Here is a 16,822-nt window from a genome sequence, read left to right on the forward strand (position 1 = left end):
ACCACGGTGCGGGCCGCCTTCCATACCAAGAACGAGATAAAGAGGACGACAAACATGAAGCTCAAGATGCTGTGCGCTGTTGCATGCGTGGCCGCTTTCGGCAGCGGCCTGGCCCAGGCCCAGGCCTATCCCAACAAAACCATCACCATGATCGTGCCGTTCGCGGCCGGCGGTCCGACCGACACCGTGGCGCGCCTCGTCGCCCAGTCAATGGGCGCCACGCTCAAGCAGCAGATCATCATCGAGAACGTCGGCGGCGCCGGCGGCACCATCGGCGCGGCGCGCGCGGCCAAGGCCTCGCCCGACGGCTATACCCTGTTCCTGCACCACATCGGCCAGTCGACCGCGCCGGCCCTGTACCGCAAGCTGCCTTACAACGCGATCGAGAGCTTCGAGCCGGTCGGCCTGATCACCGACGTGCCGATGACCGTCGTCGCCCGCGGCAACTTCCCGGCCAAGGACATGAAGGAACTGATCACCTACGTCAAGGCCAACAAGGACAAGGTGACCTACGCCCACGCCGGCCTGGGTTCGGCTTCGCACCTGTGCGGCATGCTGCTGCAGACCGCGATGGGCGTCGAGCTGACCACCGTGCCCTACAAGGGCACCGGTCCGGCGATGAACGACCTGCTGGGCGGCCAGGTGGACTTCATGTGCGACCAGACCACCAACACCACCAGCCAGATCAAGAGCGGCAAGATCAAGGCCTACGGCGTGACCACCAAGACCGTCGTGCCTTCGCTGCCGAACCTGCCGACCCTGGGCTCCGGCGCCCTGCCGGGCTTCGAGGTCGGCGTCTGGCACGGCCTGTACGCGCCGAAGGGCACGCCGAAGCCGGTCGTCGATGCGCTGGCCAACGCCTTGCGCGCTTCGCTGCGCGATCCGAACGTCGTCAAGCGCTTCAACGACCTGGGCACCGAGCCGGTCCCGACCAACCAGGCCACGCCGGAAGCCCTGCGCACCCACCTGAAGCAGCAGATCGACCTGTGGGGTCCGATCATCAAGAAAGCCGGCGCTTTCGCCGACTGAACATGAGCCATTAGGATCGCGCACCGTGCCGGTCCTGCCGGGACGGTGCGTTTCGTTGTACCTGCCGTACCTGCCGCACCCGGCATCACCATTCGAACCACTGCATCTGTAACACCGCATTTGCATCACAAAAAGGGGGACCACCACGTGCCAGCATTCATACGCCACCCAAAGGATTTTTGGAGTGGCATCGTCTTTCTCTTCTTCGGCCTGAGCGCCATCGTCATCGGCCAGGATTATGAAATGGGCACGGGTGGACGCATGGGCCCTGCCTACTTCCCGACCGTGCTCGGCGGCCTGCTGTCGCTGGTCGGCGCGGCGTCGCTGCTGCGCTCGTTCTTCCGCCAGGGCGAACCGATCGGCCGCCTGTACTGGAAAGAGCTGTCGCTGGTGCTGGTCGCCGTGCTGCTGTTCGGCTTCCTGGTGCGCGACGCCGGCCTGGTGCCCGCGGCTTTCCTGCTGATCCTCATCAGCAGCTACGCCGGCCAGAAATTCCAGCTGTCGAAAGCGCTGGCACTGGCGGTCGGCGGTGCCTTGTTCGCGGTGGGCCTGTTCGTCAAGCTGCTTGGCCTGCCGATGCCCATCTTTGGTCCTTGGCTCGGTGGGAATTAATACAATATGGAACTCTTCAGCAATCTCGCCCTCGGTCTCGAGACCGCCTTTAACCTCCAGAACCTGTTCTACTGCCTGGTCGGCGTCTTCGTCGGCACCGCGGTAGGCGTGCTGCCGGGCCTCGGCCCGATCGCCACCATCGCCATGCTGCTGCCGGCGACTTTCGGCCTGCCGCCCGAATCCGCGCTGATCATGTTGGCCGGCATCTATTACGGCGCCCAGTACGGCGGCTCGACAACCGCGATCCTGGTCAACCTGCCGGGTGAATCCTCCTCGGTGGTGACGGCCCTCGACGGCTACCAGATGGCGCGCAACGGCAACGCCGGCAAGGCGCTCGCCACCGCGGCCATCGCATCGTTCTTCGCCGGTTCCGTCGCCACCGTGCTGCTGGCCCTGGCCGCACCGCCGCTGGCCGACATGGCACTGGAGTTCGGTCCGGCCGAATACTTCTCGCTGATGGTGCTCGGCCTGGTCGCCTCGGTCGTGCTGGCAAGCGGCTCGCTGCTCAAGGCAATCGGCATGGTGATCCTCGGCCTGCTGCTGGGCGTGGTCGGCACCGACGTCAACTCGGGCTCGGCGCGGTACACCTTCGACCTGCCCGAACTGGCCGACGGCATCAACTTCGTGATCGTCGCGATGGGCATGTTCGGCATCGGCGAAATCGTGCGTAACCTCGAGCACGACGAGTCGCGCAACCTCGTGATGAAGAAGGTCAAGGGCCTGATGCTGAGCAAGGACGACTTCAAGCGCATCATCGCCCCGGTGCTGCGCGCGACCGGTCTCGGCTCGATCCTCGGCATCCTGCCGGGCGGCGGCGCCATGCTGGCCTCGTTCGCCGCCTACTCGCTCGAGAAAAAGGTGTCGAAGAACTCGGCCATGTTCGGCAAGGGCGCGATCGAAGGCGTGGCGGCCCCGGAAGCGGCCAACAACGCCGGCGCCCAGACCTCGTTCATCCCGATGCTGACGCTCGGCATCCCGTCGAATCCGGTGATGGCGCTGATGATCGGCGCGATGATCATCCAGGGCATCCAGCCAGGTCCGGCCGTGATGACCGAGCAGCCCGGCCTGTTCTGGGGCCTGATCGTTTCGATGTGGATCGGCAACCTGTTCCTGGTCGTACTGAACCTGCCGCTGATCGGCATCTGGGTGCGGATGATCATGGTGCCCTACCAGTTGCTGTATCCGGCGATCCTGATGTTCTGCGCGATCGGCGTGTTCAGCCTGAACAACAGCACCTTCGACGTCTACCTGATGGCGCTCTTCGGCCTGCTCGGCTACCTGTGCGCCAAGCTCGAACTGGAACCGGCGCCGATGCTGCTCGGCTTCATCATCGGTCCGATGATGGAAGAATACCTGCGCCGCGCCCTGCTGCTGTCGCGTGCCGACCCGATGGTGTTCATCGAGCGTCCGATCTCGGGCGTGATGCTGGGCCTGGCCGCGGCGGCGATGATCGTCGTGCTGCTGCCGGCGCTGCGCAAGAAGCGCGAAGAGGCGTTCCAGGAAGACTGATGCGCTGGGCGAAAGCCCGGTCACACGCGCCGCCCGGCGCCGGCCTGCCAGGGCTGGCGCCGGGCGCTTCGCTTTGCAACCTTCGTTTCACTGTGGCCTGCGGCGCACCATGCCGGCGACCACGGCGAGTGCCGCGAACGACAGCACGGCGCCGTCCGGCGCCATGCGCTCCACCAGGAAACCGAACGTGATCGCGCCGAGCGTCTGCCCGACCGCCAGCGCCAGGAAAGCGAGCGTCACCGCGGTCGCCGGCCGTTCGGGCAGCGCCGAAACGCCCCACACCAGGTACACCCCGGTGAGCATCAGGTAGGAGGCGCCGAACAGAGCGCCACCGATGAACACCGTGGCCGGCGACGCAGCGCTCATGCCGACGGCGGCAACCGCCAGCGCCAGCGCCAGGTGGAACGCCAGGTGCACGGCGCGCATGCCCATGCGCGCGATCAGCCATCCGGCAGCCGCGCCCACCACGCCCACGCAACCCATCACTGTCCACAGCATGCCGACCCGGCGGCCGTCCCAATCCAGATTGTCGGCGAGCAGGTCGGCGCCGAAGCTCCAGACCACCGTGCTCGCGGCGCCGCTCAGGGCCGCCGCGGCGATCAGCCGCCTCAGGTCCGGGTTCAAGCGGGGCAGCCCCGGCGACTTCCCTGCAGTGCCTGCGGATGCGCCGGACAGTACTTTCAGGGTCGCGCACACCATCAGGATGGTGGCGCCGGCAAAACCCGCATAGGCCAGCCGCCACTCGGCGCCCATCAGCGCGGCGACGGGACCCGACAAGGCGACGCCGGCGCTGGTGCCGGCATTGATGAAGGTGTTGGTCGTGTCGCGGCTGGCCGGGGCCAGCATCGAGGTCACGGCCGCGGCCAGCGCCGGCGACGCGAAACCGGTGCTCGACCCGGCCAGGATGACGAACGCCGTCAGCCAGGGACTCGACGTCGCACTGGCGATGCCGAGCATGCCGGCAGCAGCGGCCACGCCGGCGGTGACGGCGACGGCGCGCGGTCCGACACGTTCGGTGAGCCAGGCCGCGACCGCGATCGCGAGGCAGAAGCCGACGAAGGAACCGGCCGAGACGATGCCGGCCAGCGTGGACGAGAGTGCGAAATCGGCCGAGATCGCGGGCAGGAACAGGCCGAAGGCGAAGCGCGCAAAGCCATAGCAGACGGCGATCAGGCCGAAACCGGTGGCCCCCAGGAGGATGGCTGGATTCATGCGCGCCGCGCCGCCTGCACCAGGTCGGCAGCCGCGCTCGCGGCCGCGCCGATCGCCGCGGCGCCCTGCCATGCGCTGGCCGCCACCGCGCCTTCGAACAGCAGCACGATACGATCGGCAAGCACCTGGTCGGCGCGCCCGACATCCGACCGCACGATGCGCGCGACATGATCGCGCAGCCGGGCCTTGTGCGCCTGCACCGCTGCCACGATGGCCGGTTCCGCCCCGCCGGTCTCGCCCAGTATGCGCAGGAACAGGCAGCCGCGCGCGCCTTCGCGCCCGATCCAGGCGGCCAGAGCGTCGAACAGCGTCTGCACGTCGGCCACGTCGACCTCCCCGAAGAAGCGCCGGTCGCGCGCGCCGAGCACCTCGACGACCAGCGCACACTTGCTGCCGGCATGCTTGTACAGGGTACGGCTCGACATCCTGGCGGCGCGCGCCAGCATGTCCATACTGGTGGCCATGTAGCCGCGCTCGTAGAACAGGCGTTCGGCGATGGCCAGGAGGGGCGGGTTGGTTTCCATCCCCGTACTGTAAAACGATCGTTTTACACTATGGCGCACGGGAGGATGGCGTCAGTCGAAGCGGCGCTGCAGCGCCAGCACCACGGCGCCCGCCAGGCCGACCCACATCACGATCCAGAACAGGTCCTGGTCCGCCAGCAGGCTGGCCTGGCGCGCCAGCGCGGCGCCGCCGTCGCCCAGGGACGCCGCCTTCTCCCCCAGTCGCGACGAATGCAGGGCCGTGCGTTCCTGCAGCGCGATATTGGTGACGCCGACGCCCAGCGCGAGGCCGACCTGGCCCAGCATGTTCTTGAGCTGCTGGGCATGCGAGAAGATGACGTTGTCCGCCTGCAGATCCTTGAACGAATGGATCGCCGCGGTGGCCATCCCCAGTGTCAGGAAGCCGCCGAACAGGCCCAGCCACAGCATGACCGTGTCCCAGGCATCGGCGCGCGGGTCGAGCGTGGCGAAGCGCCATCCCAGCGCCGCCAGCATCAGGAATCCGGTCACGAAGAACCTGGTCGGATGCGGATTGCGCTTGACCATCTGCAGCATCACCACGAAGACGCCGAACGTCGACAGCAGGCCGATCCCTTGCAGCACACCCGCCTGCTCCAGCCCCACTCCCAGGCCCTTCTGCAGCACTTGCGGCAGCAAGGTGTTGACCATGCCCAGCACCGCATAACAGACTGCAAAGATGAGCAGGCCGAGGCGATAGCGCGCGCTGGACAGGATGTTCAGGTGCAGGAAAGGTTCGTGGCGGCGCGCCTTGAGCAGCCCGAACGCGCCCAGCAGGGCAAGGCCCAGCCCCAGGCGGCCGAGCAGCGCGCCGCGCTCCCCATGCCAGTCGTAGGTCAGGTGCTGCAGCGCGTGCAGGGCGATGGCGGCGCCGCCGCCAAGCAGTATCGCGTCCGGTACATGCATGCGGGTCGGCGTGCCTTCGAGGGTGTCGGCACCGAGCGGCATCCAGCGTGCCGCAATGCCGGCGCCGAGCGCGGCGAGCAGCGCCAGCGCCAGGAACATGCCGCCCCACGCCTCGTGGCCGACGAATGTCGCCGCCGCCAGCGGGCCAAGCGCGAGGCCGAGCGACAGTGCGCCACCGAATGCGGCGATGCCGTGCAGGCGCTGCGGCGACGGCGGGATCAGGTTGACCATCATGCGCGCGGCCGTCATGAACACGCCGCCGCCCATGGCCATCAGCAGCCGCCCGCCGGCGAAGGCCGCGACCGTGCCGCTGGTGGCGCACAGCCAGGCGCCGAGCATGTAGCACAGCGCCGCGCCCAGCAGGTAGTTGCGCCAGCCGAGGCGCTGCAGCAGCACGGTCAGCTGCGAGATCGACAGCACCGCCACCGCCGCGTACAGCGCCGAGACGGTCGCGTACTCCTCGGGCGAGGCGCCGACGTGGCCCATGATCGCCGGGGCCGCGAACACCGTCATCCCGGTCGACAGGAATTCGATGAAGTTGAACACGAAGATCGCGGCCAGCAAGGCCGGACGCGGGACAGTGACACTAGCGGGGGCGTTCATCGCCTGCCATTTCCATCAACGCGACGCGACCGCGCCCGGCTTGCCGAGCGCGCGCCGGATCGCTTCATCGGCGCCGTGCGATTCGGTCTCGAACACGACGGTCTCGTACTGCTGGCGCACGGTGCCGGCCTGCATCAGGCTCAGGCCATCCTTGTTGGCGGTGTCGATCGCGACCTTCATCGACAGGCCCAGGCGCAGCGGATGGCGCGCCAGTTCGGCCGGGTCGAGCGCGATGCGCACCGGCACCCGCTGCACCACCTTGATCCAGTTACCGGTCGCGTTCTGCGCCGGCACCGCGGCGAAGGCGCTGCCGGTACCGGCTTCCTGGCCGGCCACGCGGCCATGGAAGACGACGTCCTTGCCATACACGTCGGCCGTCACCACCACCGGCTGGCCGATGCGCACGTCCTTGAGCTGGGTTTCCTTGAGGTTGGCGGTGACCCACATCTGGTCCAGCGGTACGATCGCCATCAGCGGCGTGCCCTGCGCCACGCGCTGGCCGATCTGCACGTTGCGGCGGGCGACGATGCCGCCGACCGGCGCCGCCAGCGTGGTACGCGCCAGGCCCAGCGAGGCGTCGCGCAGCTGGGCGATCGCGGCCCTCACGTCGGGATGATTCTCGACCGTGGTGCCGTCCACCAGCGCCAGCGCCGAGCCGACCTGCTGGCGCGCCGCCGCCAGGGCGGCGCGCGCTGCGGACACCGCATCCTCGGCGTGGCGGATATCCTCGCCCGACACCGCGCCGGTATCGGCCAGCTTGCGCCGGCGTTCCAGGTCGCTGCTGGCCTTGCCCAGGTCGGACTCGCGCTGGAGCACCGTGGCGCGCAGCTGCTCGACGCCTGAAAACTGCGCCCGCACCTGGCGCGCCGACTTGGCCAGCGCCGCTTCGGCACGGTCCTGGTCCAGGCGGGCGTCGACTTCGTTGAGCTGCACCAGCACGTCGCCGGGACGCACGAAATCCGTGTTGTCGGCCGCGATGCGGGTGACGGTGCCGCCGACCTGCGGCGTCACTTGCACCAGGTTGCCCTCGACATAGGCGTCTTCGGTGTGCTGGCTATTCCAGCCGATGCCCAGCACCTCGGGAGACGACCAGGCGATGCCGCCGGCGGCGGCCAAGACGGCGGCGGCCAGGCCGAGCGCGAGTTTGTGGCGACCCTGGGGAGCGTTGTTCGTATTCTTGGTTTCCATGGCGTTTTCTCGAAAGTCTTAGTGGGCGGCGAAGGACGCGCCCGACGCGCCGGCCCGGTAGCCGCCGCCCAGGGCGCGCACGAGATTGACATCCAGCGCATAGGCGCGGGCGTCCAGCTCGGCCTGGGCGCGGCGCTGGGCCACGACCTGGGTCTCGGATATCAGTACCTGGACAAAATTTCCCAGTCCGGCGCGGTAGCGCTGCTCGGCCAGGTCATAGGCCTGCTCGGCCGCCGCCAGCGCTTGCGCCTGCTCGCGCATCCGCTGGCCCAGCCAGCGCAGCGAAGTCAGCTGCGCCGTGACGTCGCGCAGCGCCTCGATCACGGCGCCGTTGTAGTGTTCGACGGCGATGTCGAATTCGGCGTTGCGCGCGGCGAGGTTGCTGCGCAGCCGGCCGCCGTCGAGCAGCGGCAACGTGACCAGCGGGCCGGCTGCGAAGCTGCGGCTGCCGCCCTGCAGCAGGCGGTCGAAGCCCAGGCTGGCCAGGCCACCCGAGACGCTCAGGTTCACGCTCGGATAGAACTGCGCCTTGGCGACGTCGATCTCGCCGCTGGCCGCCTCGACCTGCCAGCGCAGCGCCACCAGCTCCGGACGCCGGCCCAGCAGTGCAGCCGGCACATCGGCCGGCGCGCCGGCGCGCCGGTCCAGGGTCAGCCGCGGACGCGCGATGCCCTCGGCGGCGTCCTGACCCTGGGCGCACAAGGCCGCGATCTGGCCGCGGGTCAGCGCGATCGCTTCGTCGAGCGCCGCGATCTGGCCGCGCGCGGACGGCACGCCGATCTCGGCCTGCCTGAGCTCCGCCTTGCTGTCGAGCTGGGCGGACACGCGCTGCTGCACCAGTTCCAGGATGCGGCCGCGCTGGCGCAGCTCCTGCTCGGCCAGGTCGCGCTGCGCGTACAGGTGGTCAAGGCGCAGGTAGGCGTGCACCACGGCGGTCGTCAGCGCCAGGTTCGCCGCCTGGGCCTCGGCCTGGCGCGCATTGACGCGGCCGGCCGCCGCGGCCACGCTGGCCGCGTTCTTGCCCCAGAAATCGAGTTCATAGCCCAGGTTGACGCTGGCGTCGTTGACCCACTGCCAGCTGCCAGCCAATGGCTTGGGCACGCTGCCGTTTTCGCTGTAGCGCTGGCGCGCGGAACGGACCGATGCGCCGGCCTGCGGGCCCATGCTCGACGCCGCCATGCCTTCCAGGGCGGCAGCCTGGCCCACGCGCGCGAGCGCGCCGGCAATCGTCGGGCTGGCGCCGCGTGCTTTCTCGACCAGCCGATCCAGTTGCGGATCGCCATAGGCGCGCCACCAGTCCTGGGCGGGCCAGGCGGCGGTTTCGGTCGTCAACGACCCAATAGCGTGCGATGAATTCGCAGTCGCGTCACGGTCCAGGCGGGCCATCTGCGATTGCGGACCCACCGACACGCAGCCGGCCAGCGCCAGGAGCGCAGACAAGCGCGCCAGGCGGGTCGACAACCGGCCTGGCGCGGAAAGCAATGGAAGCATGAAGTGCCTCGGCAAATAAATCGGAATAGCCGAAGCATAGTTGCTCTGAGTTATTTAGGCCATGCCGGTACTGCCATGGGCATCATGCAGATTCTGCATGACCGGCCTGCGCTCCCAGCGTGCTGGTCAGTGTGGTCAGCACGAAATCGCGCAGCCAGCGGTTGGCGGGATCCCGGTGGCTGCGCTCGTGCCAGTACAGCGCCAGTTGCAGCGGCGGCAATTCGATCGGCAGGCGCGCCAGCACCAGGCCGAGGTCGCGCGCCAGCGGCCGCGCCAGGCGCAGCGGGATGGTGGCGATGGCGTCCGTATGCAGCGCGATGTGGGCGGCCGAGGTAAAACTCGGCACGTGGCACAGGATGCGCGTGGGTTCGAGCAGCGTCTCGAGCTTGCGCGTCACCGCCACGTTGTGGTGGCTGGTGTGCTCCATCTCGATCAGGACATGGCGGTGGGTGAGCCAGGCCTCGCGGTCCAGCTGCCCGGCCCACGGATGGCCGGGTCGCATCAGGCAGGCGTATTCGTCATCCCACAGCTTGCGCTGGCGGATATTGTTGGCCAGGTGGGGAAAGCGGCCGATGGCCAGGTCGATGTGGCCGCGCTCCAGCTGGGCCTCGAGCGAGCCGGGATCGATGTGCACGCTGCGCAGCTGCAGGCCGGCGGCGCCGTTTTCGAGCCGGGCCAAGCCGTCGAGCAGTTGCGGCAGGATGTTCACCACCGCGCCGTCGACCATGTACAGGCCAAAGGAACGGCGCGCGCTGAGTGGATCGAAGGCGGCCGGGCCGCCCTCGAGCTGGCGCGCCGCGTCCAGCACGGCGGCGACCGGGCCGGCCAGTTCAAGCGCGCGTGCGGTCGCCTGCATGCGCTGCCCCGAACGCACGAACAGCGGGTCGCCGAAATGGCGCCGCAGCTTCGCCAGCGCGCGGCTGACGGTGGGTTGGGTCATGCCGAGCAGTTCGGCGGTGCGGGTCAGGCTGCCCTCGCGCAGCAGGCTGTCGAGGATCAGCAGTTGGGACAGGTCGGGAATCACGGCCGCATCATAACATTCGGCCAACTCGCGCGTGATTCCTCCCCCGGGCAGATCCGATCAGCCGCCCAGCACCTTGCGCAGGGTGCGCGACAGGTCTTCGGCCGAGAACTTGGCGACGTAGGCGTCGGCGCGCACGTTCTTGACGTGCTCCTCGTTGGTGGTGCCCGACAGCGAGGAGTGGATCACCACCGGCAGGTTGCCGAAGCGCTGGCTCGACTTGATATTGCGGGTGAGCGTGAATCCGTCCATCTCGGGCATCTCGAGGTCGGTCAGCACCATCGCCACGCGGTCGTACACGGTGCGGCCCTCGGCTTCGGCCGCGGCGGCAATCGCGCCCAACTGGTCCCAGCACTCCTTGCCGCTCTTGGTCATGATGAACGGCAGGCCCATGGCGTCAAGGCCCTGCTCGATCAGCGCGCGCGCCACCACCGAATCGTCGGCCGCCAGGATCACCGAGCCGGGCTTGATCGCGATCTTGGCGCCGACCGCCTGCTCCATGTTCTCGCGTTCGTGGGTAGGGTTCAGCTTGCGCAGGATGGTTTCCACGTCGAGCACCTGCGCCAGGCGCGCCGGCTGCCCGTCGTGCTCGGGCAGGCGGGCGATGCTGGTCACCATGCCGCTGCCGGCGCTGTGTTCGGCCGTCATGACCTGGCTCCAGTCCAGGCGCACGATCTCTTCGACGCTCTCGACGGCGAAGGCCTGGGTGGTGCGCGCGAACTCGGTCACCAGCATGATGTTCAGGCCGGTCTTGGGCTTGACGCCGGTAATGCCCGGCAGGTCGAGCACCTGGATGATCTGGCCGCGCAGGTTGACCACGCCCAGCACGTGCTGCGGCGCGCCGGCCACGGCGGTAATCTCGGGCATGGCGACGATCTCGCGGATCTTGAATACGTTGATGCCGAATAGCTCGTTATGGTTGCCCTGCGCGTCGCCGCCCAGGCGGAACAGGAGCAGCTCGAATTTATTGGTGCCGGTCAGGTTGCTGCGTTCGTCGACTTCTTGTTGTACGGATTTCATGTTCCATCCTGGATTAATAGTGCTGCACGGAAACGATTGCGGAGGTCATTGTAGACGCGCCTATCGGCCTTGGGTCAATACGACGCACAAGCGCCGCTGATTTTGCTGTTTCCAGTGCAAAAAAACCACGAACGGCTACACGAGCCCGGACAGGTAATAGAGGCCGATGACAAAAAACACCGCGCCGGACTTGATCAGGGTGACGGCGAAGATGTCGCGATAGGCTTCGCGATGCGTCAGCCCGGTGACCGCCAGCAGAGTGATCACCGCCCCGTTGTGCGGCAGCGTGTCCATGCCGCCACTGGCCATCGCCACCACGCGGTGCATGACTTCCAGCGGAATCTGGGCCGCCGCGGCGCCGCGGATGAAGATGTCGGACATCGCGGCCAGGGCGATGCTCATGCCGCCCGAGGCCGAACCGGTGATGCCGGCCAGCGCGCTGACCGAGACCGCCGCGTTCACCAGCGGATTGGGGATGCTGCGCAGCGCGTCGCTCACGACGATAAAGCCGGGAAGCGCCGCGATCACCCCGCCGAAGCCATATTCGGACGCCGTGTTCATGGCCGCCAGCAGCGCGCCACCGACCGCCGCCTTGCTGCCGTCGGCGAAGCGGGCGGCCACCCGCTTGAAGGCAGTCGCGATCACGAACACGATCCCCAGCAGCAGCGCCGCCTGCACCGCCCAGATCGCGGTCACGGTCTTGATGCTGGTCGTGACCGGGGTGGCGATGCCGGGCAGGATCTCGGGCGGCACCGTGTGGCTGTCGCCACCGTACCAGAGCGGGATCATGCGGGTAAAGACGAAATTGGCCACGCCCACCAGCAGCAGCGGCGCCACCGCCAGCAGCGGGTGCGGCAGGCCGCCCGCGCTGGCCTCGACCCGTTCCGGCTCGTTCACCAGCGACACCCCATAGCCCTCGCCCCGTCCGGCGGCGGCGCGGCGGCGCCATTCGAGGTAGCCCAGGCCAACCGCCAGGATGAACAGCGCGCCCAGGGTGCCGAGCACCGGCGCGGCCCACGAGGTGGTCTGGAAGAAGGTGGTCGGGATGATGTTCTGGATCTGCGGCGTGCCGGGCAAGGCGTCCATCGTGAACGAGAAAGCGCCCAGGGCGATCGCGCCAGGCAGCAGGCGCTTGGGGATGTCGCTGCGCCGATAGAGTTCGGCCGCGAACGGATAGACCGCGAACACCACCACGAACAGCGACACCCCGCCGTAGGTGAGCAAGGCGCACACGGCGACGATGACGGCGTTGGCCCGCCCTGCGCCGATGTAGCGGATCGCGGCGGCCACGATGGATTCGGAAAAGCCGGACAGCTCGACCACCTTGCCGAACACCGCGCCGAGCATGAATACCGGGAAGTACAGCTTGACGAAGCCGACCATTTTTTCCATGAAGATGCCGGAAAAGACCGGCGCCACCTGAGCTGGATCGGTGAGCAGCACGGCGCCGAGGGCGGCGACCGGCGCGAACAGGATGACGCTGTAGCCGCGGTAGGCGGCGAACATCAGGAAGGCCAGTGCGGCCAGGACGATCAGGAAGGACACGAGAGCTCCATGGTGACGATATGTCAAGACGCCTCCATTATAGAAAGCAACCCCGGCATGGGCCAGCGATTACGCCGTTGCCGCGCGCGCTCATGCGGGCGGCATCGGCAGCCTGCCCTTACGCCACGTTGTGCGCGACGGCGGCGTGGTCGATCCGCTGGCCGGCGTGATGCGGGTGCGCTTGGCCAGCGGCGAGGCAGGCGCGGCGCCGCTCGCCTCCAGCGGCTTGGCCGTGGTGAGCACGCGCTGAACGACGCCGGCGTTACGCTCGCCACCGCATGGCCCTGGGTATCGTGCTCGGCGCAGGCAAAGTCCGGTTTATTCATGCGCAGCACCTGGTCGAAGCCCTGCCGCGTGGCTGCCGGCGCCGGCGCGCAGGTACTGGTAGAACGACGAGCTGCCGATGCCGGCTGACGAAGTCCACCACCACCGGTCGGCCGCCGGCCGGGTCAGCTTGGCGCGCACGGTGTGGTCATGGGCCGGCAGCGCCTTCGGCTCGACCACGCCGGCGACCTGGATGAAGGCCGCATCCGCAGCGACTTCGAGCCGCAGAAAGCGGCAAGCGGCAAAGTAAGCGCTACTGCGCAACAAGCTGCGACGATCCACGTATTGTCTCCGCTTGAAAACGCGTCGGCAGTCCAGCGAGCCGCTGTTTCCAGCGCATGGCAGGCAAACGGATTGTTCAGAACAGCGTCTGCTGGGGACTGGTCAGGTGGGCGAAGCTGTCGCCCAGGAAGGGCAGGATGGCGTCGGCCACCGGTTCGAGCTGGCGCGTCAGGTAGTGTTCATAGTCGATGGCCGAGCGGCGCGCTTCCAGCGGCTCGGGACCGTTCAAGGTCATCACATAGCGGATCCAGCCGCCCTTGCGGTACAGCGCGGGACGGCCCTGGCGCACGTGGTGCTCGTCGGCCATGCGCGCGGCGCGCACGTGCGGCGGCACGTTGCGCTGATAGTCTTCCAGCGGCCGGCGCAGCCGCTTGCGGTAGATGAGGTCATCGTCGCATTCGCCGCGCAGCATGCGCGCCACCAGTTCGCGCACGTAGTCTTCATAGGGCTGGTCCTTGAAGATGCGTTCGTAGAGGCCTTGCTGGAAGGCCTGCGCCAGCGGCGTCCAGTCGGTGCGCACCGCCTCCAGGCCCTTGTAGACCATCTCGTCGTCGCCATCGAGGGTCGCCGCCAGGCCGGCGTAGCGCTTCTTGCTGCCCTCATCCGAGCCGCGCACGGTCGGCATCAGGAAGCGCCGGAAGTGCACGTCGTATTCCAGTTCGAGCGCGCTGTCGATGCCCAGTTCCGTCTGCAGGTGGGTGCGCCACCAGCCGTTGACATGGTCGACCAGCGCCTGGCCGATGCGCCGGGCGTCGCTTTCCGCGTGCGGCCGCCCCAGCCAGACGAAGGTCGAATCGGTGTCGCCGTAGATCACCTGGTAGCCCTGCTCCTCGATCAGCTCACGTGTGCGGTGCATGATGTCGTGGCCGCGCATCGTGATCGACGAGGCCAGGCGCGGATCGAAGAAGCGGCAGCCGGTGGTGCCCAGCACGCCGTAGAAGGCGTTCATGATGATCTTCAGGGCCTGCGACAGCGGCGCATTGCGCTCTTTCTTCGCCGCCTCGCGGCCGGCCCAGACCTGGGTCACGATGCCCGGCAGGCAGTGCTTGGTGCGCGAAAAGCGCCCGCCGCGGTAGCCCGGCACCGTGGACTCTTCCGGTTCACGCAAGCCCTCGACCAGGCCAAGCGGGTCGATCAGGAAGGTGCGGATGATCGACGGATACAGGCTTTTGTAATCGAGCACCAGCACCGAGTCGTACAGGCCCGAACGCGAATCCATCACGAAGCCGCCGGGGCTGTCGGCGCCTTCGACGTCGCCGATGTTCGGCGCCACCCTGCCCTGGCGATGCAGCAGTGGCATGTACAGGTGCTCGAACGCCGCCACCGATCCACCGCTGCGGTCGACCGCCAGGCCGGTGACGCTGGCGCGCTCGAGCAGGAAGGCCATCAACCTGGTCTTGTCGAAGATCCGGGTGACCAGTTCGCAGTCCTTCAGGTTGTACCAGGCCAGCGCCGGCTTGTCCGCGGCGAACATGCGGTCGATCTCGACCATGCGGTCGTGCGGATTGTCGATCGCCTTGCCTTCGCCCAGCAGGGTGCGCGAGACATTCTCCAGGCTGAAGGAAGGGAAACTCCAGGTCGCACAATGCAGGGCGTCGATGCCGTCGATGACCAGGCGCCCGGCGATGCAGATGAAGAAGTGTTCCTGCTTGCCGCCATGCTCGCGCCATTCGATCGCGCTGCCGTCGCGGCCCAGCATCAGGGGACGGTTGAAGCGCTCGGCGTGCTTTTGCAGCACCCGCATGTCGAACTGGACCAGGTTCCAGCCGATGACGGCGTCCGGATCGTGGCGGATGAACCAGGCTTCGAGCCGGTCGAGCAGCGCGAGGCGGGTGTCGCAATACTCCAGGTCCAGGTCGAGCGATTGCGCCCGCTCGCCGTCGTGCCCGTTCGGCGGCCCGAGCATATATACCTGGCGCTGGCCGCAGCCCTCGAGCGCGATCGAGCGCAGCTCGCCCTGGAAGGTGGTCTCGATATCGAGCGATACGGTGCGAATCGTCGGCCGGTAGCCCGGCGCCGGTTTGAGGACCGCATCCACCAGCAGCTGCGGATCGCCCTCGACCGGCGTGCCGGCGAAGTTCACGGGCGCGGTGATGAAGCGCTCCATCAGGTAGCGCTCGGGCGGACGCACGTCGCCCTCGAAGACGTCCAGGCCGTGCTGGCGCAGGTGCTTCTCGATGCGCAGCAGCTGGCGGTACTTGCGGCAGTACAGGCCGGCCACTGGCCGGTGCTTGAAATCGAGCAGGTCGAGCGGTCGCAATTCCCATCCGCGCTCGCCGTTCAGCAGCTGCTCGACCGTGGGGCACTGCTCTTGCGGGATGAAGGCCACCGGCTTCTGGATCGGCAGCCGCAGCCGGCGTGGGCCGGCATCGGTGGCGAGCCAGAACTCGACTTCGCAACCGGCGGCGGTGTCACGCCAGTGGCGCGTCAGGAGGAAGCCGGTCTCCATCAGTGGTAGCGCTGCAGCTCGGCCTCGGTGAAACCGGCCTGGCGCCGGCCTTCGATATTGAACGGGCCCTTCAGGACCGGGGCCTTGTAACGCACGGTCAGCGCGTCGTAGGTGGCGAGCGGCTCCAGGCCGCGTTCTTCGCACAGGCTGAAGTACCAGCGGTTGCCGATCTCGACATGCCCTACTTCGTCCACCAGCAGCCGGTCGAGGATCAGCGCCGCGGCCAGGTCGCCGGCCTGGGCGATCTTCTTGCGCAGCGGCGGGATCGCATCCAGCCCGCGCGCCTCGAGGGTGCGCGGCACCAGCGCCATGCGCGCCAGCACGTCGTCGCTGGTCTTGGCGACCATCTCCCACAGACTGTCATGGCCGGGGAAGTCGCCGTAGGCATGGCCGAGCGTCCCCAGGTGCGTGCTCAGCAGCGTGAAATGCAGGGCTTCCTCGTCGGCCACGCGCAGCCAGTCGAGGTAGTAGCACTCGGGCATGCCGTGGAAACGCCACAGCGCATCGAGCGCCAGGTTGATCGCATTGAATTCGATGTGGGCCAGCGCGTGGACCAGCATGGCCCGGCCTTCGGGGGTGGCCATCGAGCGGCGGCCGACTTGCAGGGGCGGCACCAGTTCGGGGCGAACCGGGCGGCCGGGGATGCCGGGCGGCGCCGCCATGGCCATACCGGTATCGATGCGCACGTTCCCGGACCTGGCCGCAGCTGCCAGCGCGGCGACGGCCTGGGCTTTGGTGGCGGGATCGGTTTCGAGCAGCGCGTGCAGCGCGGCGGCGCGGAGTTCCATGATGTGGTTTGTTCTGGCCAAAGACGGCATTTTACTCAATGTCCCGGCTGGCGCCCATATGGACAGCCCGCAGTACTGGCTCTGGATGACAGCCGGCTCGCCGGAATGCGTACCTGAAATACCGAGGCGATGTCACCGTTACCTATGGATGAATCCGATCGCGATGCGTAGCAATTGCTCGACAGAAGTAACTCGCCCACCATCCAGGGCCCACAGCCAACCCAGGTAATTCGGCAGGCGCCATGACGCCACGCCATGAAAGCGCGCCAACCACTCCTTGAAGCGTCGGTGATAAGCGTTCACGTTTTGCACGTGGATCGCG

The 16,822-nt window shown here is 68.0% G+C and carries 15 protein-coding genes and 1 pseudogene; 3 read left to right on the forward strand and 13 right to left on the reverse strand.

What is annotated here, in order from left to right; translation table 11 throughout:
- Positions 1-54: 54 nt before the first annotated feature.
- From AC56KW_RS23930 to AC56KW_RS23940, 3 genes are all read left to right on the forward strand, one after another.
- Positions 55-1,029: a tripartite tricarboxylate transporter substrate binding protein BugD gene (locus AC56KW_RS23930; protein WP_497173127.1), complete on the forward strand. Its 975-nt coding sequence runs from the start codon at positions 55-57 to the stop codon at positions 1,027-1,029.
- A 147-nt stretch (positions 1,030-1,176) separates the two neighbouring features.
- Positions 1,177-1,641, forward strand: coding sequence for a tripartite tricarboxylate transporter TctB family protein (locus AC56KW_RS23935; protein ID WP_497173128.1), 465 nt, complete (start codon positions 1,177-1,179; stop codon positions 1,639-1,641).
- Positions 1,642-1,647: 6 nt separating this feature from the next.
- Positions 1,648-3,150: a tripartite tricarboxylate transporter permease gene (locus AC56KW_RS23940; RefSeq protein ID WP_497173129.1), complete on the forward strand. Its 1,503-nt coding sequence runs from the start codon at positions 1,648-1,650 to the stop codon at positions 3,148-3,150.
- Between the two features lie 87 nt (positions 3,151-3,237).
- On the opposite strand, the gene AC56KW_RS23945 is transcribed toward AC56KW_RS23940, so the two are convergent.
- From AC56KW_RS23945 to AC56KW_RS24005, 13 genes and pseudogenes are all read right to left on the reverse strand, one after another.
- A complete protein-coding gene (locus tag AC56KW_RS23945; protein ID WP_497173130.1) occupies positions 3,238-4,362 on the reverse strand; it encodes an MFS transporter in 1,125 nt (374 codons plus the stop codon).
- Positions 4,359-4,886 carry a TetR/AcrR family transcriptional regulator gene (locus AC56KW_RS23950; protein WP_497173131.1) on the reverse strand — a complete coding sequence of 176 codons (528 nt, stop codon included), beginning with the start codon at positions 4,884-4,886 and terminating at the stop codon, positions 4,359-4,361. The genes AC56KW_RS23945 and AC56KW_RS23950 overlap by 4 nt, the downstream gene beginning before the upstream one ends.
- A gap of 51 nt (positions 4,887-4,937) precedes the next feature.
- Positions 4,938-6,392 carry an MFS transporter gene (locus AC56KW_RS23955; protein WP_497173132.1) on the reverse strand — a complete coding sequence of 485 codons (1,455 nt, stop codon included), beginning with the start codon at positions 6,390-6,392 and terminating at the stop codon, positions 4,938-4,940.
- 15 nt (positions 6,393-6,407) lie between these two features.
- Positions 6,408-7,580 (reverse strand): HlyD family secretion protein, encoded by a 1,173-nt coding sequence (locus AC56KW_RS23960; protein ID WP_497173133.1) that lies wholly within the window; start codon positions 7,578-7,580, stop codon positions 6,408-6,410.
- 18 nt (positions 7,581-7,598) lie between these two features.
- Positions 7,599-9,071, reverse strand: coding sequence for an efflux transporter outer membrane subunit (locus AC56KW_RS23965; protein ID WP_497173134.1), 1,473 nt, complete (start codon positions 9,069-9,071; stop codon positions 7,599-7,601).
- An 82-nt stretch (positions 9,072-9,153) separates the two neighbouring features.
- Complete coding sequence (locus AC56KW_RS23970; RefSeq protein WP_497173135.1) at positions 9,154-10,119, reverse strand: LysR family transcriptional regulator; 966 nt, start codon at positions 10,117-10,119, stop codon at positions 9,154-9,156.
- Positions 10,120-10,152: 33 nt separating this feature from the next.
- Entirely contained in the window at positions 10,153-11,112 is a 960-nt protein-coding gene (locus AC56KW_RS23975; protein ID WP_497173136.1) for a chemotaxis protein, read from the reverse strand.
- Between the two features lie 135 nt (positions 11,113-11,247).
- Complete coding sequence (locus AC56KW_RS23980; protein ID WP_497173137.1) at positions 11,248-12,657, reverse strand: GntP family permease; 1,410 nt, start codon at positions 12,655-12,657, stop codon at positions 11,248-11,250.
- Positions 12,658-12,747: 90 nt separating this feature from the next.
- Positions 12,748-12,900 carry a hypothetical protein gene (locus AC56KW_RS23985; RefSeq protein ID WP_497173138.1) on the reverse strand — a complete coding sequence of 51 codons (153 nt, stop codon included), beginning with the start codon at positions 12,898-12,900 and terminating at the stop codon, positions 12,748-12,750.
- 75 nt (positions 12,901-12,975) lie between these two features.
- On the reverse strand, positions 12,976-13,263 hold the full coding sequence (locus tag AC56KW_RS23990; RefSeq protein WP_497173139.1) for a hypothetical protein: 288 nt from the start codon (positions 13,261-13,263) through the stop codon (positions 12,976-12,978).
- A gap of 76 nt (positions 13,264-13,339) precedes the next feature.
- On the reverse strand, positions 13,340-15,712 hold the full coding sequence (locus AC56KW_RS23995) for a DNA polymerase II (protein WP_497173140.1): 2,373 nt from the start codon (positions 15,710-15,712) through the stop codon (positions 13,340-13,342).
- Entirely contained in the window at positions 15,712-16,500 is a 789-nt protein-coding gene (locus AC56KW_RS24000; protein ID WP_497173141.1) for a ferritin-like domain-containing protein, read from the reverse strand. The genes AC56KW_RS23995 and AC56KW_RS24000 overlap by 1 nt, the downstream gene beginning before the upstream one ends.
- 138 nt (positions 16,501-16,638) lie before the next feature.
- Positions 16,639-16,822 (reverse strand): annotated as a pseudogene (locus AC56KW_RS24005) (IS1595 family transposase); the annotation flags it as partial.

The sequence above is a fragment of the Telluria sp. RT2P19 genome (assembly GCF_059685725.1).

What these genes read in the sequence shown, in the direction of transcription:
- AC56KW_RS23995 (WP_497173140.1), bottom strand. Translation starts at nt 15,712, where the DNA reads ATGGAGACCGGCTTCCTCCTGACGCGCCACTGGCGTGACACCGCCGCC.
- AC56KW_RS23975 (WP_497173136.1), bottom strand. Translation starts at nt 11,112, where the DNA reads ATGAAATCCGTACAACAAGAAGTCGACGAACGCAGCAACCTGACCGGC.
- AC56KW_RS23960 (WP_497173133.1), bottom strand. Translation starts at nt 7,580, where the DNA reads ATGGAAACCAAGAATACGAACAACGCTCCCCAGGGTCGCCACAAACTC.
- AC56KW_RS23965 (WP_497173134.1), bottom strand. Translation starts at nt 9,071, where the DNA reads ATGCTTCCATTGCTTTCCGCGCCAGGCCGGTTGTCGACCCGCCTGGCG.
- AC56KW_RS24000 (WP_497173141.1), bottom strand. Translation starts at nt 16,500, where the DNA reads ATGGAACTCCGCGCCGCCGCGCTGCACGCGCTGCTCGAAACCGATCCC.
- AC56KW_RS23955 (WP_497173132.1), bottom strand. Translation starts at nt 6,392, where the DNA reads ATGAACGCCCCCGCTAGTGTCACTGTCCCGCGTCCGGCCTTGCTGGCC.
- AC56KW_RS23950 (WP_497173131.1), bottom strand. Translation starts at nt 4,886, where the DNA reads ATGGAAACCAACCCGCCCCTCCTGGCCATCGCCGAACGCCTGTTCTAC.
- AC56KW_RS23930 (WP_497173127.1), top strand. Translation starts at nt 55, where the DNA reads ATGAAGCTCAAGATGCTGTGCGCTGTTGCATGCGTGGCCGCTTTCGGC.
- AC56KW_RS23945 (WP_497173130.1), bottom strand. Translation starts at nt 4,362, where the DNA reads ATGAATCCAGCCATCCTCCTGGGGGCCACCGGTTTCGGCCTGATCGCC.
- AC56KW_RS23940 (WP_497173129.1), top strand. Translation starts at nt 1,648, where the DNA reads ATGGAACTCTTCAGCAATCTCGCCCTCGGTCTCGAGACCGCCTTTAAC.